Below are 26,025 nucleotides of genomic sequence, written 5' to 3' on the forward strand. Positions count from 1 at the left end.
GGCCGCCCCCGCCGTTCACGGCCCGGGCAGATCGAGCCAACGGACGGTTCCGGGGGCGACGAGGGATTCCCGGCCCATGAGTACGATCCGCACCGGCCGCTCGTCCGAGGCGGGTACGGCGACCCGGATCCGCTGGGCCCTGATCCGCAGGTCCACATTCCGGTGGTTCCGGTAGCGCACACCGAGCCGGAACTTCGACAGTTGGGGCAGTGGCGCCGGATCGAGCCACAACGCGCCGTCCCGGGCCTCCAACCCGGTCAGACCTCGTTGCACGAGGTCCAGGGTCCCGGCCATGGCACCGAGATGGATGCCCTCCGCGGTGGTGCCGCCCTGCACGTCGGCCACGTCCCCGAGCAGGGCCTCCTCGGCGTACCGCCACGCGTCGGGACCCCGCGCACGGACCAGTACCCAGGCGTGGACCAGCGAACTGAGCGTCGACCCGTGGCTGGTACGGCGCAGGTAGTAGTCGACCGTCGCCCGCCAGCGGTCGTCGTCGAGCCGGTGGCCGAGTTGTCGGAAGAGGCCCGCGAGCTCCAGGGGGGAGAAGAGGTAGCCGAGCATCAGCACGTCGGCCTGCTTCGAGGCCCGGTAGGCGTTGACGGTGTCCCCCTCGGCCTCGAGGATCCGGTCCAGTCGGCGGATGTCACCGTAGCGCCTCCGATAGCCCTCCCAGTCGAGTTCGGCGAGGTCCTCGTATCCCGCGAACTGGCTCAGGACCCCGGAGTGGTACGGCACGTGGAGGCGGTGGGCGACGTCGTCCCAGCGTTCCGGTTCACCGGTGTCGATCCCCAGCCGTTCCAAGAGCCTGCCGATCCGGTCGCGGGGCAGCGAGCGGTACAGGTCGAGAGCCCTGCTCAGTACCCACGCGGCGGTGACGTTCGTGTAGGTGTTGTCGTCCAGACCCGGTTCACGGGCTCCGGGATAGGCGTCGTGGTACTCGTCCGGTCCGACGACCCCTCGGATGCGGTAGCGGGCCAGGCCGGGGTCCCAGACCGCGCGCCCCGACCAGAACCGGGCGATCAGCAGGAGCATCTCCGCGCCCTCGGCGTGCAGGAACGCCGTGTCGGCGGTGGCCTCGCAGTACCGCCAGACGTTGTAGGCGACCGCCGAGCCGACATGCTGCTGCAACCGGGAGTGGTCGGGCAGCCAACGGCCGGAGAGCGGGTTGAGGTGGAGTCGTTGCGTCTCCTCCCTCCCCCCGCTGCCGCTCTGCCACGGGTACAGAGCACCGCTCCGGCCGGTCTCCCGGGCGGCCTGGCAGGCGGCCGGCAGCCGCCGGTGGCGGTAGGCGAGCAGTCCCCGGGAGATCTCCGGGAAGTGCAGGTTCAAGAAGGGCAGGACGAACAGTTCGTCCCAGAAGACGTGTCCCCGGTACGCCTCACCGTGCAGCCCCCTGGCGGGCACCCCGACGTCCAGGCCGGCGGTGTGCGGGGACAGGGTCTGCAGGACGTGGAAGAGGTGGAGCCGCAGGATCCGGCCCGCCTCGCCCGGCACGTCGAGTTCGGCCTGACGCCACAGGTGGTCCCAGGCACGGTGGTGTGACGCCAGCAGTTCCGGGAAGCCCGGCGCACGGCCGACGCCGCCGACCGCCGCGTCCCGGGGGCCGGTGGGTACCGGATCGCGGGACGTGTACAGCGCGACCGTCTTGTCGACGGACACGGTTTCCCCTCGGCCGAGGGGAAACCTGAGGGTCTGGACGGCCTGCCGGGCGGTGAGCCGGGTGCGGACGACGGCCCGCGGGTGACGGTCCAGGCGCGTGCGCGCCGCCAGGGCGATCCGGATGCCGGAGCGCACGGTGCGGCAGCGCAGCCACACCGTGTCCTCACTCTCGGCGCCGGTGCGGTGACGGCACAGATGCCGGCTCGCGAGATCGCGGTAGCGCTCGACGCCGGCGTTGCGCACGTCCCCGTCGAGCCCGGACTCCACCTCCACTTCCCCTGCCCATCCCGTCGTGGTGAACGTGGTGCGCTGCGCGGCCAGATGAGGATCACCCATGTGGACGAGCCGGACCTGCGCGACACCGAGGCCCCGGCCGGCGGCGTCCTCGTACACGGAGCGGCGGGTGAGCGTCCCGCCTCGCAGGTCCAGTGTCTGCCGGTGCCGGACGAGCTGGGGACCGTCCGGGGACAGCCACGGACCCGGCTCCCCGTCCTCGGGGCGCATGCGGTAGCGCAGGGGCAGCCAGTTGGGCAGGTTGACGAGGTCCTCGTTCTCGACCTGCCGCCCGGCCACGGCGGACACCAGCCGGTTGTAACAGCCGGCCGCGTAGGTGCCCGGGTAGTGCGCCGGCCCGGGGGGCGCCTCGGAGGCGGCACCACGGGTGGCGAAGTAGCCGTTGCCCAGCGTGCACAGGGCTTCCCGCAACCGCTCCGACTCCGGGTCGTAGCCTTCGTACGTCCAGCTCCAGGCCGTCATCTCACTCGCTCCCCGAACCGAGCAACTCGCCCGGGTCGGCGACCACCAGATCGGCGCCGTGCCGGAGCAGGCCGGGCGCGCCGCTCCCGTCGGCCGTGCGGTCCACACCGATCACCAGCCCGAAGCCGCCCCGCCGCCCCGCTTCGGCACCGGCCCACGCGTCCTCCAGGACGGCCGTGTCCCCAACCGGGACGCCCAGCCGCCTGGCCGCCTCCGTGAAGAGCGCCGGGTCGGGCTTCCCCGGCAGCCGCAGCCGACGTGCCTCCTCGCCGTCCACGACGGCGTCGAAGAGATCCAGTACACCTGCGTTCGCCAGCAGTCCCCTGGCATGGCGGGAGGCGGACACCGCGGCCCGTGGCACGCGCTCGCGCCGGAGTGCGCGCAGCAGCCGCACGGTCCCGGGCCAGGCGTCGGCACCGTGTGCGCGCAGGGCCTCGGTGAACAGCTCCTCCTTCCGCGCGGCGACGGCCGCCACGGTCGTCGTGCCCGGCGCGTCGTCGGGTTCGCCCGGGGGAAGGGACAGGCCGCGGGCGGCCAGGAACGACGCGGCGCCGTCCAGGCGCGCTTTGCCGTCGACGTGGCGACGGTAGTCGGCGAGCGGGTCGAATCCACGGTCCTGCCCCGCGGCCGCCAGACACGCGTCGAAGGCTCCCCTCCACGCCTCCGCGTGCAGACCGGCCGAATCGATGACGACCCCGTCGGTGTCGAACACCACGGCCCGCACGGTACGCAGGCACGGCGCCAGGGGCGACGTGGTGGTCATGGCCGCTCCCTCCCGTGAGGGGTTCGCTTCCCCATGGCATCACAGTGGGCTGCCGACTGCGCGCCGTGCACCTCTCCGAGCCCGGTGAGACCCGCGCGTATCCTCCGCAGGCGACCCGACCCGCGTACCGGTGCCGTACGGGGCGCCCGGCCGGGACCTCCGGTCACGGGGCCGGGGCCGGTCGGCCCACGCGGTGGCACGCCTGGACGTTCGAAGCTGGGAGAGAGGGCCGGGGCGGCGTACCGGACGAGGTGCACGAGGATGACCCTGACGCGGAACCTGTTCGACGAGATGCCCCCTGACGGCCGCGAGCGGCTGCGGGAAATCGCCCGGGAGGTCACGTTCCCGGCCGGTGCCGGCATCTTCGAGGAGGGCGCGTGGGCGGACCACTTCTGGATTGTGCGCTCCGGACAGGTCGCGCTGCACGCGCGCGTCCCCGGACGGCGGACGACCGTGGTCGACTTCCTGGGCCCCGGGGCGCTTCTGGGCTGGTCCTGGCTCTTCCCTCCTTACACCTGGCACCTGGGTGCGGAGGCCGTCCGTCGGGTCGAGGCAGAGGAGTACGACGCGACCGTCGTCCGCGCGCTCACCGAGGCCGACCCCGTGTTCGGGCGTGCGATGTACCGGTGCGTCGGGGACGTGGTGACGCGTCGACTGCTCCTGAGCCGGATGCGCCTGCTCGACCTGTGAGCCCACCGGCGGAGCGGCTGCGCCCGTCCCGGGCTCGCCCGCCGGAAGGGGGTCACCGTCGTCCGGCACACCCACGTCCCCGTGCCGTCCCCGCCCCCGCTTCCCTCACCTTCGGCCGCCGCGGTGCAACGGCACCGTCCACACGACACGGGTCCCTCCGCCCTCGGGCACCTCGGTGGTCAGGGTGCCGCCGAGGCTCTCCGCCCGCCGCGCGAGGTTGTCCAGTCCGCTCCGGCGGCTGTCGGGCGGTATCCCGGTCCCGTTGTCCGAGACGGTCAGCGTGAGCCGGCCGGAACGGTCCGTGAGGGACACCCGCGCGGCCGACGCCCGGGCGTGCCGGGCCACGTTGCTCAGAGCCTCCTGGAGCACGGCCAGGACGTTTTCCGCGACATCCGGCGGTACGTCCGTGTCGATCAACCCCTCCATACGCAGGGCCGGGATGAAGCCGAGCGGGCTCGCCGCCTGTTCGACCGCCACGGTGGCCCGGGCACGCAGGCCCCGGTCCGTCCGGCTCGTCCGGAGGGTGCGCAGACCGAAGATCGCCGACCGGATGATCTTGATCGTCTCGTCCAGATCGTCCACCGCGCGCAGCAGCCGTTCGCGTGCGGCGGGGTGTTCGGTGAACCTCACGATGCTCTGCAGGGTCATCCCCGTGGCGAACAGTCGCTGGATGGCAAGGTCGTGGAGATCGCGGGCGATGCGCTCGTGGTCTTCCAGGAGGGTGAGCTTCTCCGTGGTGCGTCTGCGCTCGCCGAGCTCCAGGGCGAGCGCCACGTGCCCGGCGAACGACAGCAGTGGCGCCGTCTCGGCCTCGGTGAACGGATCCCCACCGTGGGCCCGGGCCAGCAACAGGACGCCTCGTACCTCGTTCTCGGCCGTCATCGGCATCGCGACGGCCGGCCCCAGCCCGGCCCACCGCGGAGGACCGACGGTGATCCTCGGATCATGCTCGACATCCAGGCTGATGAGCGGTTCGCCGACGCGGAGGGCCGCTCCGGCGAACGAACCGTCCCGGGGGATCACCAGCCCCTGGTGGCGCTCGGCGTCCACTCCGGTCGCCAGGGCGACCCGGAGGGTGCCGCACTCCTGGGGGAACGCCAGTGCGCCCAGATCCGCGGAGAGGATCTCCCGCGCGCTGTCGACGATCCGGCGCAGCACCGACGTACCGTCGGCGCCCGAGAGCAACAGGGCGACGATCTCCGCGTCGGCCTCCCGCCAGCGCCGGCCGTCCCGCGCCTCCTGATACAGCCGCGCGTGCTCGATCGCCGTACCGGCCGCCGCCGCGAGGGCGGACAGGACTGTCTCGTCCTGCTCGTCGAAGTCCTTCCCACCCCGCTTCCCGGTGAGACGGAGAGTGCCGAACGCCGTGCCGCGCACCGTGATCGGCACTTCGAGGAAGGAGTGCTCGGGCGTGCGCTCGGGCTGAAGGCGGCACGAGGCCGGGTGACCGGCCGGACGAGCCGACCGGGCGGCCGGCTCGTCCGGCCCGGTCGGCCGCAACGGCTCGGCAGGGCGGACCGGTCCGCCCGGGGTTGCGAGGCCGTCCGGGAGGCGTGCCACGGCATCCGTCCGCAACGTACCGCTGCGCAGGACGCGAGCGAGCCCGCCGTCCTCGCCGAGGATGCCGAGTACCCCGAACTCCGCGTCCACCAGCCGCACGGCGGCGTCCACGATCCGCCGCGGCACGTGGGACAGATCCAGGTCCCGCCCGATCACGAGAACGGATTCGAGCAATTGCCGGGCCGACTCCGGGGCGTCGCGCGCCACGACGTCCAGATGGCACCGCAACTCGTCCGACAGCACGGACGGGCGACGCGCGACGTCCTGGCGACGGTTCTTCCTGTCCTCGGCCACCGGTTCCTCCACCGGGACGAGCCCGGGCCTGGCGTTCGGCCCCGCCGTATCTCCACCGTAGCGTCCCGGGGCGTGAGCGCATGCCGAGTCCGCCGGAGGCCGGTCGGCCCCGGCCGGGGCATCATGGAAGAGGGCCTCAAGCACCTCTGCGCGGAGGAGCGCCATGAACGAGCGACCCGCTCCCCTTCCGTCCCTGTCCCGGATCCGGGTGTTCCTGCTCGACGACCACGAGATCGTCCGGCGCGGCGTGCGGGACCTGCTGGACGCCGAGCCCGACATCGAGGTCGTCGGCGAGGCGGGCACGATGGATCAGGCCCTGGCCCGGGGACCGGCGGTACGGCCGGACGTCGCCCTGCTCGACGTCCGCCTGCCCGACGGCGACGGGATCACCGTCTGCCGCGAGCTGCGCTCCCTGATGCCTGGTCTGGCGTGCCTGGTCCTCACCTCGTTCGACGACGACGACGCGCTGCTCGACGCGATCATGGCCGGCGCCGCGGGCTACGTCCTGAAGGATCTCAAAGGCGCGGATCTCGTCGCCGCCGTGCGCACCGTGGCGTCCGGCCGGTCCATACTCGACCCGGCGACCACGACGCGGCTGATGAGCAGTCTGCGCGGTGATGAGAACGCGGGTGCGGAGCCGGGCTCGCTCTTGGAGCTGTCGCCTAGGGAACACGAGATTCTCGGTCTGATCGGGGAAGGGCTGACGAACCGCGAGATCGGCGGACGTCTCTACCTCTCGGAGAAGACGGTCAAGAACCACATCTCCCGGCTGCTGGCCAAGCTCGGGGTCGAACGGCGGGTCCAGGCCGCCGTACTGGCCACGCAGGCGGCAGGCCCCGAGGCCGGTCACTTCCACGCGTCTCCCCCTGGGGCGTCTCCTCGTGGGCCGGGCCCACGCCGGTCGTGACAGACCGGAGGCCGGACGTCCCGGCGGATGTCGTCGTTCCCGGGCGCCCCGGCCGGCCGCGCACGTCAATCGTGGGGTACGACGGCGACGGGACAAGCGGCGTGGTGCATGGCCGCTTGGAGGACGTGCCCGACGGGAGGTGACAGCGCGGGACGGCGCCGTCGCCTTCCCAGGACGAGCAGCCCGGCGTCGGCGGCCGTACGGAGGACCGCGCGCGCCGGTCCATCAGCCGTGACGGCGGTGGTCATGGGAAGGTCGGGGAATCTCTCCCGCCAAGGACGCAGAAACGCGGTGAGCTCGGTCCGCGCGTCCTCGGCGACCGCTGCCGACATGGCGGGGTCGACACCGCCACGGGTGTACGCGGGGGCCGGCAGGCTCCTGCCGTGCACCACGCGAAGAGCCACTCGCCACCGCGTCGCGGTCCCGCAGGCGAACGAGACAAGGCCGTCGCACGGTCCGTGCAGGCTCAGGCCCAGCACCACGTCGCCCTGGTCATGGGCCGGCCGGCCACCGTCGTCGGGGCGCACGAGCACCAGCGGGGCCTGGACACGGGTGACGACTCGCAGGCCGATGTCACCGAGCAAGTAGCTCGCGACGGGAGCCATGTCCCGGGACCCGAGCACCAGCAGGTCCGATTCCCAGGCGGCGCGCAGCAGAGCGGCAGCGGGCTCCTCCGGGACCAGTTCCTCGCTGACCGACAGGTCCGGGTACCGGTCCAGGACCCTCTCGGACGCCCGGTCCACGATCCACCGGGCCCAGTAGTTCTGGTCCTCGGCACGGAGCGGGGCCCCTTCCGGCTCCGAGGCCAACAGAATCCAGGCGTGCATCAGGTGCAAGGTGGCGTTCCGCAGCTGCGCTTCCCTGGCCCCCCACAGGGCAGCGGCGAGGGCTTCCTCGGAGGCGTCCAGCCCCACCGTGATCACTTCGGACGTCATGACGGAGCACCGTGTGCCGTGCTCGCCGGCCCGACGGGAGCGGTCCGTGACGTCAGCCGCTCGGACACGGAGACGACACCGTCGACGCCGGTGCACAGCCGCACCAGCACGGGAATCAGGCGGCCGTCGTCCACGGTTCCGTGCAGCGACACCTCGCCGCCCTTGACGTCGGCGGTGACCGCGCCCGGTGCCAGACCCAACGTCCCGACGAGGATGTCGTGCGAGATCTCATCCTCAATGGCCTGGTCACGCCGCAGGAACACCCTCAGCAGATCGCTGCGGCTGACGATGCCCAGCAGCTCGTCCGTCTCGTTCACCACGGGAAGCTGCTTGACGTTCTGCACCTCCATGAGACGGGCGGCTTCCACCACGGTCCATTCCGGGTGCGCGCAGACGGCCGGCGCGGACATGATCTCCCCGGCGGTGCGCCCTTCGGACTTCGCGCGTTCCCACGCCTCCAGATGCGGCACGGGCGTCCGACCGGTCAGATCGGACCGGTTGGCCGCCTTGCGCAGCAGATCCCCCTCGGACACCACGCCGGCCGGCCGGCCCGCTCCGTCGACGACCGGTACGGCGCTGATGTCGTGGTCCGCCAGGAGTCTGGCGATGTCCTTGAACACCGTGTCGAGCGACACGCTCACGACATTGCGGGTCATCAGTTCCCCGATCGTGCGGTGCTTCATGGTCACGCTCCCTCCGTCCCGGCACCGTGCCGGCCCACCGGGTCACGGTCACCTCTCCAGGGTCTTCGCACAGCGGGACGGACGGCATGAGCCACATGGCCCCATCGCCCGGCGGACGGCCCAGGCGGACGGCCGACACGCCCCGCCGGAGGGACCGGTAGGACCAAGAGCCGGGGCCCGACCGGCACTGTCGTCGGGCCCCCGGCGTCACGAGGCTGGAGGGTGGACGCCGAACATGCGCCGTCCAAAGGCGAACGAGGAGGTCAGGCGGTGTCCGCACGCACGATCGGATGAGAAGGTGGTGAACCACATGGCATTTCCCGTGGTCGTAGGAGTGGACGGATCACGAGGCAGCCTCCAGGCCATCGACTGGGCGGCGGCCGAGGCGGAGCGTTCCGAGCTGCCCCTCCGGCTCGTCCACGCCTCCCTGTGGGAACACTACGAGGGGGTACGTCCGTCGATCGGCACGGACCGGCCCTCGCAGCAGGTGTACGCGGAGAACCTCGTCGCAACGGCGGAGCAGCGTGTGCGGCGGCTCGCCCCGGACGTGAAGGCCACCACCGCGGTCCAGCCGGAAGATCCCGTGACCGCGCTCCTGAGAGAGGCGGACGAGGCATCTTTGCTGGTGCTCGGGGTGCGAGGGCACGGGCCGGTCCTGAGCATGCTCCTCGGGTCGGTCAGCCTGGCCGTCGCCGGACGGGCCCGCTGCCCGGTGGTCGTCGTCCGCGGCGCGGAACCCAACCGCAGGGGCGCGTTCGACCGGGTCGTCCTCGGCGTGGGGGAGTCGACGGGCAGCACGGCGGCCGCTCGCTTCGCCCTGGCCCAGGCAGGCTCGCGCGAGTGCGAACTCCTCGCCGTACGGGCCTGGCGCTGCCCGGCTCACGAAAGCATGCCGTACCCCCTCCTCGGAGGTGAACAGGAACGCGCGTACCGGCAAGAGGCCGACGAGTGCGTGGACCGGGTCATCGCCGTGGTCCGGAACGACTACCCCCGGGTGGCGGTCAGGCGGAAGGCCGTGCAGGGCACGGCACACCAGACACTCATCGAGGAGTCGGACGGCGCCGATCTGCTGGTCGTCGGCGCACGGCGCCGGCACGGCGCCACCGGTCTGCAACTCGGCCGTGTCAACCACGCGGTACTGCACCACGCCGGCTGCCCCGTGGCGGTGGTGCCGGAGCGCTGACTCCGCGGTGGAATCCACCTCGGACCGGGCCATCGCGCGCGCCGCGGGCCGCGGGTAGCGGCCGGCGGCTCACGCCCTCCTACGCCTTCTCCTCAGGAGTGGCGGCCCGCAGGTCCGCCAGCAGTTCGGCCTGCCCCGCCAGCACCCCGGACAGGATGGTGCGAGCGACGCGCAGCAGCTCCGCGACGTGCGGGCTGGTCAGCGAGTAGATGACGGTCGAGCCCTCCTTGCGGGTCACGACCAGGTTCGCGCGGCGCAGCACGGCCAGTTGCTGGGACAGGTGCGAAGGCTCCACCCCCACCTGGGGCAGCATGTCGGCGACCGCGTGCTCGCGCTCGCTCAGCAGCTCCAGCACCCGGATGCGTACGGGGTGACCGAGCGTTTTGAAGAATTCCGCCTTGAGCTGGTACAGCGGCACGCTCACCGAACCGGTCCTCCGCCGTCCGTGCCCCTCGCCGGTCGTGAACACCGCGTCCGCGCGCATCGCGCCCATCCCGTCCTGTCCGCCATGCGGCCATCCTCACCCATGCCGTTCAGCGTAATGACCTCCACCCGTCGCGGACCGGGCGAGAGTCGGCCCGTGAGCAGTCGCATCGTACGGAACACCGCCCGGCCGTCACCGCTGGAGGGGAAGGCTGACGCAGATGCTCTTGCCCCCGCCGTCCCCGTCCCCGTGGACGACCACGGTGCCGTCCAGACTCCTGGTGAGTTCCATGACGGTGGCCAGACCGCCGTTCCCGTTCGCGGTCCCGGTCCCGACAGTGGGCCCCGCGTCGGTGCCGAGGCCGTCCAGGACGGGCTGGTAGGGGTGCCGGTCGTGCACCGCGAAGACGAACGTGCCGCGGCCGGCCGCGTACATGACGGTCAGGTTCGGGGAGACCGGGGCGGCGTGCCGGACGCTGTTGGTGACCAGCTCGCTCAGGATCAGCAGCGCCGGGTCCACGGCGGGGTGCCGCGGGCTGATGCCCCACTCGGCCAGCACCTGTTCCGTCGCCTCGCGCACCATCCGCACGGCCGAGGGCACGGTGGGCAGGGTCAGGACGTGCCGGTGCGGCAAGGGAGCGATACGGCTGGTCACCCGGGCTCCTCCCGGACGGGTGCGACGGGCCTGCGGACCCGGGCGGGCGGCCGGGACCGGACGCGCGACGACGGGTACATCAGGACGGGTACATCATGTGGGCAATTGCATAAGTTGGCAATTCCTCAACTCTGATGGGCCGCCGACGCGGACGTCGCCTCAAACCGCCTGTGCGGTCCGGCCCTTGGGGCCGCGTGCGCGTGCCGGCCCCGACGAGCGGCCTCCTCCCCGCGACTTCCGCAGGTCAGCGCACGCGTGGTGGCGGAGGTGCGGCGCCACCCGCCAGGGGCGAGCGGGCCAGTGTCACGCAGCCGACCGTGATCAACACCACGGCGATCAGCTCGGGCAGCAGCCACCAGCCGACGCGGACGCTCTCGCCGAAGAGGGTCACCCCGTAGGCGATGCTGATCAGCGCGTCCCCGAGGGTGAGCATGGGCTGCGAGGCGGCCAGCGAACCCGCCTGGAGAGCGTTCTGCAGCAGGAACAGCGCCCCCACCCCGGCGACGGCGGTGGCGTACAACTGCCAGGAGGTGAAGAGCGCCGCCGCGCCGCCGTCCTCCAGGCGTGCCATCGCGTCCTTCATCAGCGCGGCGGTCAGGGCGTAGCCCGTCGCGGCGGCGAGGCCGAGGGCGGCGGCCCGCGCGTTGCCGCGCAACCGGGTCGACCAGACGAGGAGCAGGCCCTCGAAGACGCCGGTCAGGAGGAGGGCGGAGATCCAGGCGGCGCCGGGCACGCTCTCGCCGCCGCCGCCCGGCGCCGCCGACGCCATCCCGAGAGCGAGCCCGCAGGTGACCGCCGCCACTCCGGCCCAGACCTCGCGCGGCAGCCGGGCCCGGAAGACGTAGCCGGCGATCAGCAGCGTCGCGGGCAGTTCGACGACGAAGATCGGCTGCACCACGGCGATGGGCCCGGTGGCCAGGGCGACCGCCTGGCAGACGGCCGCGACGATCACCAGGCCGATCCCCGCCAGCCAGACCTTCTGCCGCAGCAGGTGCCGGATCAGTTCGAGGCGCATGGCCTTGGTGTCCGGCACCGTGGCCGCGGCCCTGCGCTGGAGCACGGCACCGGAGCCGTTGCTGACCGCGGTCAGGATGGCGAACAGGACGCTGATCACCGCACCATCATGCGGTCCGCCGGCGCCGGATCCGTTCCCTAGTCAGGACCGGACCGCCGGGCCGGGACCGAATGGGGGACCCGGCGGCCCGGAGTTCAGGGGGAACCCGCCGTTGAGGAGGAACCCGCCGTTCAGCGGGAACCCGTCGGCCCCCCTCAGTACGTGCCGCCCGCGCTCGCGGGTGAGCCGTGGCGCGGCCCGTACGGCGCGCGCTCAAGCCACGCGCCGCACCGGGGAACCACGGGCGCCAGCGCCGCCGCCACCCGCTGCTTCGCCCGTACGGTCCGCCGCGGCCGCAGGTGTTCCAGGGCCTCGCCGGCCGCGGCGCTGTTGAACAGCGCCGCCTCCCGCCGGGTCACGGCGAACGCCTCGACCGCCTCCGGCGTCCCCGCCGCGACCGCCTCGGCGGCCGCGGCCGCGTCCGCGACGCCGCTGTTCATGCCCCTGGCGCCGAACGGCGGGAACAGGTGGGCCGCCTCGCCGACGAGCAGCACGCGGCGCGCGGGATCGGTGAAGGAGGCGGCCACCTTGCGCAGGAAGCGGTACGTCGACACCCACAGCACGCGGTCGGCATGGCCGTCGCCCACCAGACGGGGCAGCCAGTCCCGGACGGCCTCCTCCGTCCCGTACGACTCGGGCGCGTCGTCGTCCCGGCACTGGAGGTCGAGCTGGAAACCGCCCGTGAACGGCACCCGCATCACGCTGCGTCCGCCCACGCCGGGGTGCTCGTAGTGGAAGACCCGTTCGACCGGCAGTTCCGCCCCCGGGGTCTCGGCGACGTCCACGACGACGTGGAAACCCGGCGCGTGGCCGCCCTCCATGGGGATGCCCAGCTCGCGCCGGACCGCCGACCGCGCGCCGTCGGCCGCGACGACCCGGTCACCGCTCCAGTCGCGGCCGTCCTCGGCGGTCACGGCGACACCGGCCGCCGAGACCCGTACCCCGGCCACCCGCGCGCCCCATTCGATCCGTACGCCCGCGGCCTCGCAGGCGGCGAGCAGGAACCGTTCGGTGTCCACCTGCCGCAGGCTGGTGAACGGTGGCAGGCCGGGCCGGTCCCCCGCCTGCCGGACGGACGGCGGGAAGGTCCGCGCGTACACCTCGCGCCCCCGGTACAACGTGCGGCTGGTGCGCCAGGTCTGCCCGAACGAGCTGATCTCGGCGGCGAGGCCCGGCCGCATCCCGTCCAGCAACCGGAGTGTCTCCCGGTGTACGAACAGCGCGCGGCCGCCTTCTCGTCGTCGGCCCTCCGGAGCGGCCTCCAGCAGCGTCACGGGGAGACCGCGCGCCCGGAGTCCGAGGGCCGCCGTCAGGCCGACGGGCCCGGCGCCGACCACCAGGACGGGCGTCCGGCCGACGCCGGGGGCCCGGTCGCCGCCGGGTGAGCGGACCTCGGCGGGTGAGTGATCCCCTCCGGGTGAACGGTTCTCGGCGGGTGTCCGGTCCACGGCCGCCATCTCAGCCTCCGAACCGGACGGCCGGGAAGACACCCTCGGTGAGCATCCGTGTGATCTCGACGCGTTTGACCTTCCAGGTGGAGGTCCGGGGCAGGTCCTCGAACCGCCACTGCATCGGCGTCGACATCCGCGGCAGGTCCTCGGTCGCCTCTCGCCACCGCCTGCCGTCGAGCGGCCGGTCGCCCCGTACGCACACCACGGGCACCGGTTCGCGCTCCGCGCCCGGGACGATGACCACCTCGCGCAGTTCGTCGAGGCGGGACATCAGGACGTCCTCCACCTCCAGGTTGCTGTCCACCTCCTCGATCCGGTCGATCTCCCGGTCGATCAGGTACAGCCCGCCCCAGCGGTCCCGGTAGCCCATGTCCCCCATCTGCCACCAGCCGTGATCGAGCTGGCGGTTGTACTGCTCCTGGGCGCCGAGGTAGGTGAGGATGCGGCCCCGGGTGCGGGCCTCTATGCGGCCGGTCACCCCCGGCCGTGCGGCGGTTCCCCGGCCGTCGGCGACCCGGATCCGGGTGAAACCGGGAAACGCGGTCCCGACCCGCCGGCCGTCCGTACGACCCGCGCCCCGGCGCGTGTACCACTGGAACGCGACCGGGCCGGTCTCGCTCTGCCCGTACAGCTGCACGAGCCAGGGCGAGCGCCGGCGCGAGGCGCCCAGCAGCCGGCGCACGGTACGGGGGTGGATGGCGTCGAAGGTGCTGCCGTACGCGCGGACCCCGGCCAGCGGGCGGCCGGGCGCGTCGGCCAGCTCCTCCCACAGGACGAAGGTGTTGGGGTGGGTCTCCACGATGCCCGGCCGGTGGCGGGCGAGCAGCGGGCCCACGGCGGCCGGGTCCGGGTCGACCATGAGCACCAGGGGGCTGCCGTAGTGCAGCAGCACACCCAGCAGGTGGTAGAAGCGGGAGTGGACGAAGGACAGGTGCAGGGCCGCCGTCTCGCCGCGGGTCGGCCGGCCGAGCGCCTTCTGGGGGAGCAGCCGGTTCCACATCGTGTGGGCGCTGTGCACCGCCAGCTTCGGTATTCCGGTGGTGCCCGAGCTGTGGGTGATCAGCGCGGGCTCGCCGGGGTGCAGCCGCACCGGTCCGCGCGGCGGTGCGCCGGCGTACGTGTCGAGGGACACGGCGTCGGTTCCGGGTGGTGCCTCACCGACCGTGAGCACCCTCCGTACGAGACCGGCGAGGGCGGGGCCGCCGTCCTGCCCGTCGATCCCCCCGGCGGCCCGGTCGACGGCCCGACCGTCGGCCTGCCCGGTGTCCGACGTCGCCGCGACGCCCGGTGGGCCCTCCAGGGTGGCCCGGTCCGTGATCAGCCAGGGCTGTTCCAGCCGGCCGAGCAGCTCGCGGGCGACCGGCCCGTCCAGACCGGGCGAGAGCAGTGCCGGTACCGCGCCGATGCGGGAGATCGCGCAGGCCAGCAGCGCGATGTCGACGTTGTCCGCCTTGTGGACGGCCACCCGTTCGGTCGGCCGTACGCCGGCCTGCCAGAGCCGTGCGGACAGGTCGTCGACGAGGGCCGCCAGGTGCGGATAGCCGACCGAGAGCCCCGCCTGGGGACACACGTCCAAGGGCCGGTCCAGGGTGACCTCGACGGCGCCGTGCCGGGCCGCGGCCTGCTGGAACATCAGGCCGAGGTAGAACCCGCGCGCGGAGAACAGGGGCTGTCGCATGACGGCCGTTCCTTCCTGAGATCTTGGGTAGGGGTGGTCACCAGGAGCCCTGGCGCAGCAGGTGACGGCGGAGCTTGCCGGTGGCCGTGCGCGGGAGCGCCGTCACCACGCGTACGGTCCTGGGGACCTTGAAGGCGGCCAGGTGCCGGCGCGCCAGCGACAGAAGCGCCTCCTCCAGGCCGTCGGCCGTCGCCTCCGGCCGCCCGGGCTCGGCACGCTGCTCGCCGTGGTCCGTCCGCACGCCCTGGCCGGCCCGCGCGGCACGCTCGGTCGCGTCGACCGCCCCGGACGGATCGGCCGGCGCGGACGGATCGGCCGGCGCGGACGGATCGGCCGGCGCCGACGGTTCTGCCGACGCGGACATGACGACGTAGGCCCGCAGCCCGGTGACTCCCCGGTCGTCGGGGACCGCCGCCACCGCGACCTCGCGCACCGCGGGATGGGCCCCCAGGACCGTCTCGACCTCCTGCGGCGCGACGGTGATACCGCCGACCATCTCCATGTCGTCCGCCCGGCCCAGGTGACGGTACGTGCCGTCCGGCTCACGGCGGGCCCGGTCCCGGGTCGCCAGCCAGCCGCCGGACAGGGCGCGCGCGGTCTCCTCGGGCAGGTTCAGGTACCCGGGGGTCAGCGACGGCCCCCGCACCCACAACTCGCCCGTCCCGCCCGGCGCCACCGGCTGTCCGGCGTCGTCCCGCAGCTCCACCTCGTACCCGGGCACCGGACGCCCGACGGTGCCCGGGGTGTTGTGGGCGAGGCTGTTGGCGCAGAAGGCGTGGCCGACCTCGGTGGAGCCGATCTGTTCCAGTACGGGCGCGCCGAGCAGTTCGGTCACCCGTTCCCCGAGGCCGGCCGGCATCCTCTCGCCCGCCGACACGGCGGCGCGCACGGAGGCGAAGCAGGCCGCGTGGCCCACGGCCCGGTCGGCCAGCAGGGCGGCGTAGGCCGACGGCACCGAGTACAGCAGCGTCACCCGGTGCCGGGCGACCAGTTCGTCGACGGCGGCGGGGCCGGGGCGGCGGGCGGCGAGGACCGCGGCGGAGCCGGAGAAGAGCGGGAAGACGAACGCGTTGCCGAAGCCGTAGGCGAAGTAGAGCTTGGACACCGAGAGGGTGACGTCGTCGGGGCCGATCCGCAGCAGCCGGCGGCCGACGAATTCGTAGTACGCCTCGGGGTCGCCGTGGCAGTGGACCACGCCCTTGGGACGGCCGGTGGTACCGGAGGTGTACTGGATGTACAGCGGGGTGTCCGAGGCGGCCGGGCAGGGCTCGGCCGGGGCTGCGGTACGGGCGAGCGCCAGCAACTGGTCCGCGTACAGGCGGCGGTCCGTGCCGAACCGGTCCTCCGCTCCTGGGCCGGTGACACACACGGCGGCCTCGCTGTCGTCCGCCATGAAGGCGCGGTCGGCCGCCGGCAGCTCGGGGTTGACGAGCACCGCGACCGCTCCGAGCCGGGCGATGGCCAGGAAGGCCACCGCCCACGCCGGGGAGTCGGGGAGAGCGAGCAGCACCCGGTCGCCGGGCCGCACCCCGTGGTCGGCCAGGACGGTCGCGGCGCGCGCGGCGAGGTCGTGCACCTCACCGTGCGTCCACACCTGGTGGTCCTGGTAGAAGGCGGCGCGCGCGGTCCAGCCGTGCCGCTCGGCCAGTCCGGCGAGGTCGGCGGCCAGGTTGCCCGGGCGGTGCGCCGCGGTGGCGGCGTGCCCGCGCCGGGGTGCGGGGCGCGCGGCGGCCGTGCGGGGAAGGGGCGGTTCGCCCGGTGCGGGGAGGGACAGGGGCGGTTCGGCCGGTACGGGCCCGGGTACGAGGGCCTCGGCCGGTACGGGAGCGGGCGCGGGGAGTCCGACCCGCACGGGCGCGGGATGTTCCGTTCGTACGGGAGCGGGCCCGGGGGCCGGTTCGGGTACGGGCACGGGGCGCTCGGCGGATTCCGGGGCCGTACGAGCGGTCGCGGTGGCGGACCCGACCGGGTGGACCGGGTGGACCGGGTGGGTCAGGGTGGACCGGGGTGTCATAGGGTCGGCTCCTCCACCAGGCGGGCCGACCGGCCGGCGGACTCGGCCGCCATGGTCTCCCGGTACGCGCGCATCGGGGCCGCGGTCTTCAGCAGCATCTCGTCGTACTCGGCGGCCGGGTCGGAGCCGAGCACGATGGCTCCGCCCGCCCCCAGCCGCATCCGGCCGCCGCTGAAGACGGCCGTACGGATGACGATGTTGAGATCCGCGCCGCCGTTGCAGCCGAAGTAGCCGATGGCACCGGAGTAGACGCCGCGGGCCTCGGTCTCCAGCGAGTCGATGATCTCCAGGGTGCGCAGTTTGGGCGCCCCCGTCATCGAGCCGCCCGGGAAGCAGGCGCGTACGCAGTCGACCGCGTCCTTGTCCTCCCTCAGCCGGCCCTCGATGGTGGAGACCAGTTGGTGGACGGTCGCGTAGGTCTCGGTCGCCATGAGCCGGGGCACCCGTACCGTCCCCGTGGCGCAGACCCGGCCGAGATCGTTGCGGAGCAGATCGACGATCATCAGGTTCTCGGCCCGGGTCTTGTCGTCGGCCGCCAGCGAATCCCGCAGCAGGTCGTCCTCCTCGGGCCCGGCTCCCCGTGGCGCGGTCCCCTTGATGGGCCTGGCCTCGACCGTGCCGTCCGGAGTGATCCGCAGGAACCGTTCGGGGGACGAGCACGCGACGTCGACCTCGCCGAACTTGAGGTAGGCCGCGTACGGGGCCGGGTTGTGGCGGCGCAGCGACCGGTAGAAGCCGTACGGGTCCTCCGGCGCGGGGAGCCGGGCGGCGTCGGTGAGGCAGATCTCGTAGCTCACACCGGCGTTCAGCTCGCGCCGGCACGCCTCGATGTCGGCGAGGTATCCCTTGCGGTCGCGGGCCAGCCACGGTTCCGCGGCGGTGAGGTCGACCACGGCCGACGGCGGTGCGGCGGGCTCCGAGGACGCCCGCACCCGGCTCAGGCGGGCCGTCGTCGCGTCGAGCCAGTCGGTGGCGGACCGCAGTCCGGCCGGGGTGTCCTCGGCCAGGCAGACGGTGTAGGTGGTGCCTTCCTGGTGGTCCACGGCCACCAGCCGGTCGGCGAAGAGCCAGCAGGCGTCGGGGGTTTCGGCGCGGTGCCGGTTCGGGGAGCCGCAGTCGGCCTTCAGCTCGAAGCCGAAGTAGCCGACGTAGCCGCCTGCGAAGTCGAAGGGCAGCCCGGGGGCGTCCACGGCGCGCAGCGCCAACTGACCCTTCAGATAGTCGAAGACATTGCCGGGCACGCGGACCGGTGGCCGCCCGGGCCCCTCCACCTGGCAGGCGCCGGAGCCGACCTCGTACCGTACGAACTCGGCCAGCGGGCCCCTGCCGTCGCCGAAGAAGGAGAACCGGGAGCGTCCCGCCTCGACCTGGGCGCTGTCCAGCCAGAAGGCGCGGGGCGCGTCGGCGCACAGTTCGGTGAAGGCCGCTTCGGCGTCCACGGCGGTGCCGATCTTCCTGGTGTGCAGCCGGTAGCCGGCGGCCGGCGGCCCGGGGGGCGAGCCGACCAGGCTCTCCGCCGAGCTACGGGAGTTCGGGAAGACCCGGCGTTTCACCTCGCGGCGGCGGACCGGGGCGGGGGGACGGGCCGGTACGGACACGTGGACCGGGGCGGACGCCGAAGCCGGGACCGCGGCCGACGCCGGAGCCGGGACCGTGACCGCGACCGCGACCGACGACGGAATCGACGAGGGCCCGGAGAGCGACGCCGAGACCGGCACCGGGGCCGGCCACAGGGTGGGCACCGGGGCCGGGGCCGGGACATGGACCTTGACCGCCGCCGGGGCGGAGGCGGGGACGGCCTTGACCGCCGCGGGGGCCGAGGCGGGGAAGCGGACCGGGACCTTGGCGGTGACGGTCACCTTGGGCGGAGTCCGCGGCCCGACCGGTACCGGCGTCGCCGCCGACGTCGGGGTGCCGGCCGCGGCCGGCCCGCGGGTGGGCTCCGGTGTTCCCGACGGTGTGCGGTCCTGGTGGGAGAGCTCCTCCGTCAGGTCCCGGAAGTTCGCGAGCATGCGGTGGCCGAACTCGGTGAGGACCGACTCCGGGTGGAACTGCACGCCCCACAGCGGGCGCGTCCGGTGCCGCAGCCCCATCAGCACACCGTCCTCGGCCCACGCGGTGGCCTCCAGGGTCAGCGGCAGCGGCTCCCGTACGGACAGCGAGTGGTAGCGGACCGCGGCGAAGTTCTGCGGCAGCCCCCGGAACAGCCCCCGGCCGTTGTGCCGGATCGTCGACACGTGACCGTGCCGGGGCCGGGGCGCCGGGGCCAGGAGGGCCTGCTCACCGATCGCGATGCCCTGGTGCCCGAGGCAGACCCCGAGGACGGGGATACGGGCGCGGGCCAGCAGCGTCGTACCGATACCGAAGTCCCGGGGCTTTCCGGGATGACCGGGCCCCGGTGAGACGACGATGTTGTCGAAGGCTCCCAGGTCCAGCTCCGCGCCGTCCGGCGCGTCGTTGAGCACGACAACCGGCTCCTCGCCATTGACCTCGGCGATCAACTGGAACAGGTTGTACGTGTACGAGTCGTAGTTGTCGATGAGCAGGGTTTTCACCGGGCCCACCTCCTTTTCGTCTTTCTGCGCCTTGAACCGGGAACCGGTTCCACGGGGCTTTGAGCTGCACTACGCGGCCCGTCGCCGGTGCCGCCCGCGCAGCGCCTGGAGCGGCGGGTACAGCCATTTCTTGAGGAAACGCTGGAGGCGCGGCATGAGCACCCAGGTGACAATCGCCGTCACGGACAGGCAGAGGACCAGCGTCCGGACGAGTGCGTTGAGTCCGCCGAGATACGGAATCACCGTCACATTGAAGACGAGCACCGGCGGAAAGACCGCACCCATATTCACGAACCACAATTTCCATTTGGGCGGCGGTGTCGGGGGCGGCGGTGCCGGCGGCGCCTCCGGCCCGTTGAACCAGGCCCGCAGACCTCGTGTTCTACGGCACCCGGTCTCCCGGGCCACCCGCTCTCCGTGCGCCGACCACTGCCGGCCGGCGGCCGACTCCTCCCAGTCCCGTGCCGCATTCTCGCCCGCGAACCGGTGCACGACATGCCATTCCGAGCCGGGCTCCCCGGGAGAGAGAACACCGCCTCCCAGATAACCCCGGACACGGGACATCGCCGCCAGTCCTGCCATGGCCCATATACGAAAGTCGCTTTCTCGCCCCGGCGCTACGTGATACGCGACCGTGATAGTGATCGGTTCCTCATGCACTCCGGCTGCGCCTTCCTTACCGCGCCCTCCTCCAGGCATCGCGATACCCGGTGACTCCATTCCGGAAGCCGGACGTCGTTGAATACGTGAATACTGCCCCAGCCGTTCAACGCGCGCGGCCGAATCCTGTGAATCCGTCCCTCCGGTCTTCCCCACCGCGCCTCCCACCTGCGAAAGTCGCGGCGAAGAACTCTCCGCGCGGAGGCGGTCACGCCACCCCGGTCCCGACCCGCCCCGTGCCGACGGCGAATGCTGACGGCGAATGCCGGACGCAATTGCCGACCGGGCTCGCCGCCTCGCCGCGGGGCGGTCGTCGTAGGATCACGGACACCGGTACACCGGCCGGCGCACCGCGAAAGCGCGGCAACGCACGCGAGAAGCCCGCGGGAACGCAAGAAGACAGAAGCGCAGGAGCGCAGGAGCGCAGGAAACCGTGGCCCGCAGACACCGCCGCCCCCCGCCGCCGTCTCCCCTCCCCCAGCGGGACGGGATCGACCCGGTGCGCCTGCGGCTGCCCCTCGACGCCGAGGGGCGGTGGGCGACCGTACGGGACCATCTCGTCAGCCGGTTCGGCGGGGCGGTCGGGACAGGCCGCGTCGAGGAGATGCTGCGGGAGGGGCGGTTCGTCGGGACGGACGGGCCGCTGTCCGGCGGGGAGCCGTACGCCGTCGGCCGGTACGTGTGGTTCCACCGCGACTTCGCCGCCGAGGAACGGGTGCCGTTCGAGATCGGGATCGTCCACCGCGACGAGCGGATCGTCGTGGCGGACAAGCCGCACTTCCTGGCCACCACACCACGGGGGCGCCATGTCACCGAGACGGCGCTGGCACGCCTGCGGCGGGAGCTGGACGAGCCCGCCTTGCAGCCGGCGCACCGGCTCGACCGGCTGACGGCCGGGCTCACGCTGTTCGTCGTACGGCCGGAGGACCGTGGCGCCTACCAGACGCTCTTCCGCGACCGGCGGGTGCGCAAGGAGTACGAGGCGGTGGCGCGCCACGACCCGTCGGTGGAGCTGCCGGTGACGGTGCGCAGCCGGATCGAGAAGGAGCCGGGCGTGCCGGCCGCCCGGGAGGTGCCGGGCGAGCCGAACAGCGAGAGCCGGATCGAGCTGCTGGCGCACCGGGGCGGGTACGGCCGGTACCGGCTGCTGCCGGCCACCGGCCGCACCCACCAACTGCGGGTCCACATGGACGCGCTGGGACTGCCGATCCTCGGCGATCCCCTGTATCCGGTCGTCCTGCCGGACAGACCCGAGGGTTCGGATGCCTACGCGCGCCCCCTGCAACTGCTGGCCCGCCTGCTGGAGTTCACCGATCCGCTGACCGGGGAGCCGTACCGTTTCGAGAGCGGGCTGCGGCTCGCTCAGTGGCCCCGCTCTCCATGGCCCAGCTCTCAGTGGCCCCGCTGAATCCACTCCTCCAGGTGCGGCGCCTCCGCGCCGATGGTCGTCGGGTCGCCGTGGCCCGTCCGTACGACGGTCTCCGGCGGCAGGCCGAGCAGCCGGTCACGGATCGAGTCGATGATCGTCGGGAAGTGGGAGAAGGACCGGCCGGTGGCCCCCGGGCCGCCCTGGAAGAGCGTGTCACCGGTGAAGACGGTGGCCAGACCGGGCGCGTACAGGCAGACCGCGCCCGGCGCGTGTCCGGGGGTGTGCAGAACGGTCAGGGACGTGCCGGCGACGGTGAGCACGGCGTTGTCGGCCAGTTCGCCGTCGGGGAGCCGGTTCGGGTGGGTCAGCTTCCACAGCGGCAGGTCGTCGGGGTGCAGCAGGACGGGAGCGCCGGTCGCGGCGGCGAGGGCCGGGGCGGCGTCGATGTGGTCGTCGTGGGCGTGGGTGCAGATCACCGCGCGCAGCGCCCGGCCGCCCAGCGCGGCGAGGATGGCGTCGGCGTCGTGGGCGGCGTCGATGACGACCGCCTCGGTGTCGTCGCCGACGATCCAGACGTTGTTGTCGACGTCCCAGGTGCCGCCGTCGAGCGAGAACGTGCCGGAGGTGACGAGGTGGTCGATGCGGGCGGCCATCAGAACACCACCACCGAGCGAAGGACGTCGCCCTGATGCATCCGGTCGAACGCCGCCTCCACGTCGCCGAGGCCGATGGTCTCGGTGACGAAGGCGGCGAGGTCGATACGGCCCTGCTGGTGCAGGTCGACCAGCATGGGGAAGTCGCGGGACGGCAGGCAGTCGCCGTACCACGAGGACTTCAGGGCGCCGCCGCGGCCGAAAACGTCCAGCAGGGGCAGTTCGAGCTTCATCTCGGGCGTGGGCACACCGACCAGGACCACCGTGCCGGCCAGGTCCCGGGCGTAGAACGCCTGCCGGTAGGTCTCGGGCCTGCCGACCGCCTCGATGACGACGTCCGCGCCGAAGCCGCCGGTCAGTTCACGGATCGCCTCGACGGGGTCGGTGGTGCGGGAGTTGACGGTGTGGGTCGCGCCCATCGACTTCGCCGTCTCCAGCTTCCGGTCGTCGATGTCGACGGCGATGATCCGTGCCGCGCCCGCGAGGCGCGCGCCGACGACGGCCGCGTCGCCGACACCGCCGCAGCCGATGACCGCGACGGAGTCGCCGCGGCCCACCTGGCCGGTGTTGATCGCGGCGCCGATGCCCGCCATCACACCGCAGCCGAGGAGGCCCGCGACGGCGGGCGCGACGGCGGGGTCGACCTTGGTGCACTGTCCGGCGGCGACGAGGGTCTTCTCGGCGAAGGCACCGATGCCGAGGGCCGGGGAGAGTTCCGTGCCGTCCGTCAGGGTCATCTTCTGCCGGGCGTTGTGGGTGTCGAAGCAGTACTGGGGACGGCCCCGCAGACAGGCCCGACAGTTCCCGCACACCGCACGCCAGTTGAGGATGACGAAGTCACCGGGGGCGACCTCCGTGACGCCGTCGCCCACCGACTCCACCACGCCGGCGGCCTCGTGGCCGAGGAGGAAGGGGAACTCGTCGTTGATGCCGCCCTGCTTGTAGTGCAGGTCGGTGTGGCAGACACCGCACGCCTGGACCGTCACCACGGCCTCGCCGGGGCCGGGGTCCGGTACGACGATCGTCTCCACCCGTACCGGCTCGTTCTTGCCGGGGGCGATGACCCCTTGCACCTGCTGTGCCATGCCAGGACCTGCCTTTCCTCACACTCGGATCACACTGGATTCACCGTCAGTATGTTCAGTACGTTCGCACCCCGCCGGGGCGGGTGGCCGCGCGGACGCGGGGCCACCGGCGCCGCGCGCTCAGGGCGCCAGCACGTCCAGTTCCTGGAGCGCCCCGACCGCGATCTCCCGCGTCAGTTCCTCCGCCCGGGCCGCGTCGCCCTCCCGTACCGCCTCGGCCACCTGGACGTGCAGGGTCACGGCGGCCGGGTCGGGGTCGTCGAACATGACCTGGTGATGGGTCCGTCCGGCGAGTATCTCCGCGACCACGTCGCCGAGGCGCGCGAACATCTCGTTGCCCGACGCGTTCAGCACGACGCGGTGGAAGGCGATGTCGTGCACCAGGTACTCCTCCAGCCGGCCGCCCCGCGAGGTGGCGACCATCCCGAGGGCCTGTTCCGTAAGCGCGGCGCACTGCTCGGGGGTGGCGAGCCGGGCCGCGAGCCCGGCCGCGACGGGTTCGATCGCGGACCGCAGGACGGTCAGCGAACGCAGTTGGCGGGGCCGGTCGGCGCCGGCCAGGCGCCAGCGGATGACGCGCGGATCATAGACGTTCCACTCCTCGGTGGGGCGTACGGTCACCCCGACCCGGCGGCGCGAGACCACCAGGTGCATCGACTCCAGTACGCGGACCACCTCGCGCACGACGGTGCGTGAGACGTCGAAGCGCCGGGCCACCTCGTCGGTACGTACGACACCGCCCTCGGGGTACTCGCCCGCCGTGATCGCGAGGCCGAGGGCGTCCAGCACCCGGGTATGCAGGCCCTGGCCTTCTGTCGTCATGGCGTAAGCCTACGGCGCGCGACTCGGCGAGAAAAAGTACGACGTTTACATCACAACCTCTTGAATATGTCGTACCTAATGGGTTTCAGTTACGCGACGGATCCATGTCGACGAAGACAGCAGACAGCGAGGCACCACCCATGAGCACCCCCCACGTCGTCGTCGTGATGGGCGTGGCAGGCACCGGCAAGACGACGGTCGGTCCCCTGCTCGCCGGCACGCTGGGCGTCCCCTACGCCGAGGGCGACGAGTTCCACTCGCCGGAGAACGTCGCCAAGATGGCCTCCGGTGTCCCCCTGGAGGACGCGGACCGGTGGCCATGGCTGGACTCGATCGGGGAATGGGCGCACGGCCGGGCCGGGCGGGGCGGGGTGGTCAGCTGCTCCGCGCTCAAGCGTGCCTACCGGGACCGGCTGCGGGCCGCCGCACCTGACGTGCTCTTCCTCCACCTCACCGGCGACCGGGGGCTCATCGAGCGGCGGATGGCCGCGCGCAAGGGCCACTACATGCCGACCGCGCTGCTGGACTCGCAGTTCGCGACGCTCCAGGACCTGGGCGAGGACGAGGCCGGTGTCGCCGTCGACGTGTCCGGAACCCCCGAAGAAATAACCGAACGGGCCGTCGCCGCGCTGCGCCGGTTCGAGAACTGAAGGAACCCCCGTGAGCAGTCTCAGTGTCGAGACGCTGGCCGCGGACGCAGCGGAACCGATCACCTCTGCGGGCAACGCGCAGCTGGGGATAGCGGTCCTCGCCGGTATCGCCGTCATCGTCCTCCTCATCACCACGTTCAAACTGCACGCCTTCCTGGCGCTGACCATCGGCTCGCTGGCGCTCGGCGCCTTCGCGGGCGCCCCGCTGGACAAGGTGATAGCCAGCTTCACCACCGGGCTGGGCTCCACCGTCGCGGGCGTGGGCGTGCTGATCGCCCTGGGCGCGATACTCGGCAAGCTGCTCGCGGACTCCGGCGGCGCCGACCAGATCGTGGACACCATCCTGGCGAAGGCGGGCGGACGTGCCATGCCCTGGGCGATGGTCCTCATCGCCTCGGTTATCGGGCTGCCGCTCTTCTTCGAGGTCGGGATCGTGCTGCTGATCCCGGTCGTGCTGCTGGTCGCCAAGCGCGGCAACTACTCCCTGATGCGGATCGGCATCCCGGCGCTCGCCGGACTCTCCGTGATGCACGGTCTGATCCCGCCGCACCCCGGCCCGCTGGTCGCGATCGACGCGCTGGGCGCCGACCTGGGCGTCACCCTGGCGCTCGGGGTGGTCGTGGCCATTCCCACCGTGATCGTCGCCGGTCCCCTCTTCTCCCGGTACGCGGCCCGCTGGGTGGAGGCCCCGGACAAGATGATCCCGCAGCGTGCCTCCGAGGACCTGTCGAAGCGTCCGAGCTTCGGCGCCACCGTCACGACCGTGCTGCTGCCGGTCGTCATGATGCTGGCCAAGGCGCTCGTGGACATCGTCGTGGACGACCCCGAGAACAGCGTGCAGCGGGCGGCCGACGTCATCGGCTCACCGCTGATCGCGCTGCTGACCTCCGTGCTGGTGGGCCTGTTCACGCTGGGCCGGGCGGCCGGGTTCACCAAGGACCGGCTCTCCTCCACGGTCGAGAAGTCGCTGGCGCCGATCGCGGGCGTGCTGCTGATCGTCGGCGCGGGCGGTGGCTTCAAGCAGACGCTGGTGGACTCCGGCGTGGGCCAGATGATCCTGGACTTCTCCAAGGACTGGTCGATCCCCGCGCTGCTGCTGGGCTGGCTGATCGCCGTCGCGATCCGGCTGGCCACCGGCTCCGCGACGGTGGCGACGATCTCCGCGGCCGGTCTGGTGGCGCCGCTGGCGGCGGACATGTCCACGACGCACGCGGCGCTGATGGTGCTGGCGATCGGCGCGGGTTCGGTCTTCTTCAGCCATGTGAACGACGCCGGGTTCTGGCTGGTGAAGGAGTACTTCGGCATGAACGTCGGCCAGACGATCAAGACCTGGTCGGTGATGGAGACCATCATCTCGGTGGTCGGCATCGGGTGCGTGCTGCTCCTGTCACTGGTGTTGTGACGGAGGTGCTGTGACGGACGACCCGGCCGTGCGCCCGCTCGGCCGGGTCCCCGCGTGGGCGGGG

The 26,025-nt window shown here is 72.8% G+C and carries 22 protein-coding genes; 6 read left to right on the top strand and 16 right to left on the bottom strand.

The window, feature by feature from the left end; all coding sequences use genetic code 11:
- Window positions 1-15 precede the first annotated feature (15 nt).
- On the bottom strand, window positions 16-2,415 hold the full coding sequence (locus ACU6P3_RS05895; protein ID WP_447196204.1) for a glycoside hydrolase family 65 protein: 2,400 nt from the start codon (window positions 2,413-2,415) through the stop codon (window positions 16-18).
- A 1-nt stretch (window position 2,416) separates the two neighbouring features.
- Window positions 2,417-3,178 (bottom strand): HAD family hydrolase, encoded by a 762-nt coding sequence (locus ACU6P3_RS05900; protein ID WP_447196205.1) that lies wholly within the window; start codon window positions 3,176-3,178, stop codon window positions 2,417-2,419.
- Between the two features lie 261 nt (window positions 3,179-3,439).
- Here ACU6P3_RS05900 and ACU6P3_RS05905 point away from each other — a divergent pair, with 261 nt between their 5' ends.
- Entirely contained in the window at window positions 3,440-3,868 is a 429-nt protein-coding gene (locus ACU6P3_RS05905) for a cyclic nucleotide-binding domain-containing protein (RefSeq protein WP_344270691.1), read from the top strand.
- A 105-nt stretch (window positions 3,869-3,973) separates the two neighbouring features.
- On the opposite strand, the gene ACU6P3_RS05910 is transcribed toward ACU6P3_RS05905, so the two are convergent.
- A complete protein-coding gene (locus tag ACU6P3_RS05910; RefSeq protein WP_447196206.1) occupies window positions 3,974-5,722 on the bottom strand; it encodes a sensor histidine kinase in 1,749 nt (582 codons plus the stop codon).
- Window positions 5,723-5,885: 163 nt separating this feature from the next.
- Here ACU6P3_RS05910 and ACU6P3_RS05915 point away from each other — a divergent pair, with 163 nt between their 5' ends.
- Complete coding sequence (locus ACU6P3_RS05915; RefSeq protein WP_447196207.1) at window positions 5,886-6,629, top strand: response regulator; 744 nt, start codon at window positions 5,886-5,888, stop codon at window positions 6,627-6,629.
- A 65-nt stretch (window positions 6,630-6,694) separates the two neighbouring features.
- On the opposite strand, the gene ACU6P3_RS05920 is transcribed toward ACU6P3_RS05915, so the two are convergent.
- On the bottom strand, window positions 6,695-7,564 hold the full coding sequence (locus ACU6P3_RS05920; RefSeq protein WP_447196208.1) for a universal stress protein: 870 nt from the start codon (window positions 7,562-7,564) through the stop codon (window positions 6,695-6,697).
- Window positions 7,561-8,247: a CBS domain-containing protein gene (locus ACU6P3_RS05925; protein WP_447196209.1), complete on the bottom strand. Its 687-nt coding sequence runs from the start codon at window positions 8,245-8,247 to the stop codon at window positions 7,561-7,563. Before ACU6P3_RS05925 ends, ACU6P3_RS05920 begins: the two co-directional genes overlap by 4 nt.
- 310 nt (window positions 8,248-8,557) lie before the next feature.
- Between ACU6P3_RS05925 and ACU6P3_RS05930 the strand changes: the two genes are divergently transcribed.
- On the top strand, window positions 8,558-9,430 hold the full coding sequence (locus ACU6P3_RS05930; protein WP_447196210.1) for a universal stress protein: 873 nt from the start codon (window positions 8,558-8,560) through the stop codon (window positions 9,428-9,430).
- A 79-nt stretch (window positions 9,431-9,509) separates the two neighbouring features.
- Here the strand turns inward: ACU6P3_RS05930 and ACU6P3_RS05935 are convergent, their stop codons facing one another.
- From ACU6P3_RS05935 to ACU6P3_RS33590, 8 genes are all read right to left on the bottom strand, one after another.
- Complete coding sequence (locus ACU6P3_RS05935; protein WP_030752999.1) at window positions 9,510-9,854, bottom strand: ArsR/SmtB family transcription factor; 345 nt, start codon at window positions 9,852-9,854, stop codon at window positions 9,510-9,512.
- Between the two features lie 192 nt (window positions 9,855-10,046).
- A complete protein-coding gene (locus ACU6P3_RS05940; protein ID WP_447196211.1) occupies window positions 10,047-10,508 on the bottom strand; it encodes an ATP-binding protein in 462 nt (153 codons plus the stop codon).
- Between the two features lie 244 nt (window positions 10,509-10,752).
- Complete coding sequence (locus tag ACU6P3_RS05945) at window positions 10,753-11,622, bottom strand: DMT family transporter (RefSeq protein ID WP_447196212.1); 870 nt, start codon at window positions 11,620-11,622, stop codon at window positions 10,753-10,755.
- 155 nt (window positions 11,623-11,777) lie between these two features.
- Window positions 11,778-12,962, bottom strand: coding sequence for an FAD-dependent monooxygenase (locus ACU6P3_RS05950; RefSeq protein WP_447197779.1), 1,185 nt, complete (start codon window positions 12,960-12,962; stop codon window positions 11,778-11,780).
- Window positions 12,963-13,080: 118 nt separating this feature from the next.
- Window positions 13,081-14,751: a class I adenylate-forming enzyme family protein gene (locus tag ACU6P3_RS05955; RefSeq protein ID WP_447196213.1), complete on the bottom strand. Its 1,671-nt coding sequence runs from the start codon at window positions 14,749-14,751 to the stop codon at window positions 13,081-13,083.
- 37 nt (window positions 14,752-14,788) lie between these two features.
- A complete protein-coding gene (locus tag ACU6P3_RS05960) occupies window positions 14,789-16,765 on the bottom strand; it encodes an AMP-binding protein (RefSeq protein ID WP_447196214.1) in 1,977 nt (658 codons plus the stop codon).
- Complete coding sequence (pabB, locus tag ACU6P3_RS05965; protein WP_447196215.1) at window positions 16,762-19,320, bottom strand: aminodeoxychorismate synthase component I; 2,559 nt, start codon at window positions 19,318-19,320, stop codon at window positions 16,762-16,764. Before pabB ends, ACU6P3_RS05960 begins: the two co-directional genes overlap by 4 nt.
- A 69-nt stretch (window positions 19,321-19,389) precedes the next feature.
- Window positions 19,390-20,040, bottom strand: a complete 651-nt coding sequence (locus ACU6P3_RS33590; RefSeq protein ID WP_514414744.1) for a hypothetical protein — start codon at window positions 20,038-20,040, stop codon at window positions 19,390-19,392.
- Window positions 20,041-20,413: 373 nt separating this feature from the next.
- Here ACU6P3_RS33590 and ACU6P3_RS05975 point away from each other — a divergent pair, with 373 nt between their 5' ends.
- A complete protein-coding gene (locus ACU6P3_RS05975; RefSeq protein WP_447196217.1) occupies window positions 20,414-21,388 on the top strand; it encodes a pseudouridine synthase in 975 nt (324 codons plus the stop codon).
- On the opposite strand, the gene ACU6P3_RS05980 is transcribed toward ACU6P3_RS05975, so the two are convergent.
- From ACU6P3_RS05980 to ACU6P3_RS05990, 3 genes are all read right to left on the bottom strand, one after another.
- Window positions 21,373-22,002, bottom strand: a complete 630-nt coding sequence (locus ACU6P3_RS05980) for an MBL fold metallo-hydrolase (protein WP_447196218.1) — start codon at window positions 22,000-22,002, stop codon at window positions 21,373-21,375. The genes ACU6P3_RS05975 and ACU6P3_RS05980 overlap by 16 nt on opposite strands.
- Window positions 22,002-23,087, bottom strand: coding sequence for an S-(hydroxymethyl)mycothiol dehydrogenase (locus ACU6P3_RS05985; protein ID WP_447196219.1), 1,086 nt, complete (start codon window positions 23,085-23,087; stop codon window positions 22,002-22,004). The genes ACU6P3_RS05980 and ACU6P3_RS05985 overlap by 1 nt, the downstream gene beginning before the upstream one ends.
- Window positions 23,088-23,207: 120 nt before the next feature.
- The gene (locus tag ACU6P3_RS05990) at window positions 23,208-23,909 is read right to left on the bottom strand and encodes a FadR/GntR family transcriptional regulator (RefSeq protein ID WP_030752973.1); all 702 of its coding nucleotides are present in this window, start codon (window positions 23,907-23,909) and stop codon (window positions 23,208-23,210) included.
- Window positions 23,910-24,049: 140 nt separating this feature from the next.
- On the opposite strand from ACU6P3_RS05990, the gene ACU6P3_RS05995 reads away from it, so the two are divergent.
- A complete protein-coding gene (locus tag ACU6P3_RS05995; protein WP_447196220.1) occupies window positions 24,050-24,559 on the top strand; it encodes a gluconokinase in 510 nt (169 codons plus the stop codon).
- 10 nt (window positions 24,560-24,569) lie between these two features.
- Window positions 24,570-25,961, top strand: a complete 1,392-nt coding sequence (locus ACU6P3_RS06000; RefSeq protein ID WP_447196221.1) for a GntT/GntP/DsdX family permease — start codon at window positions 24,570-24,572, stop codon at window positions 25,959-25,961.
- Window positions 25,962-26,025: the final 64 nt, after the last annotated feature.

This window comes from Streptomyces hebeiensis (genome assembly GCF_052983195.1).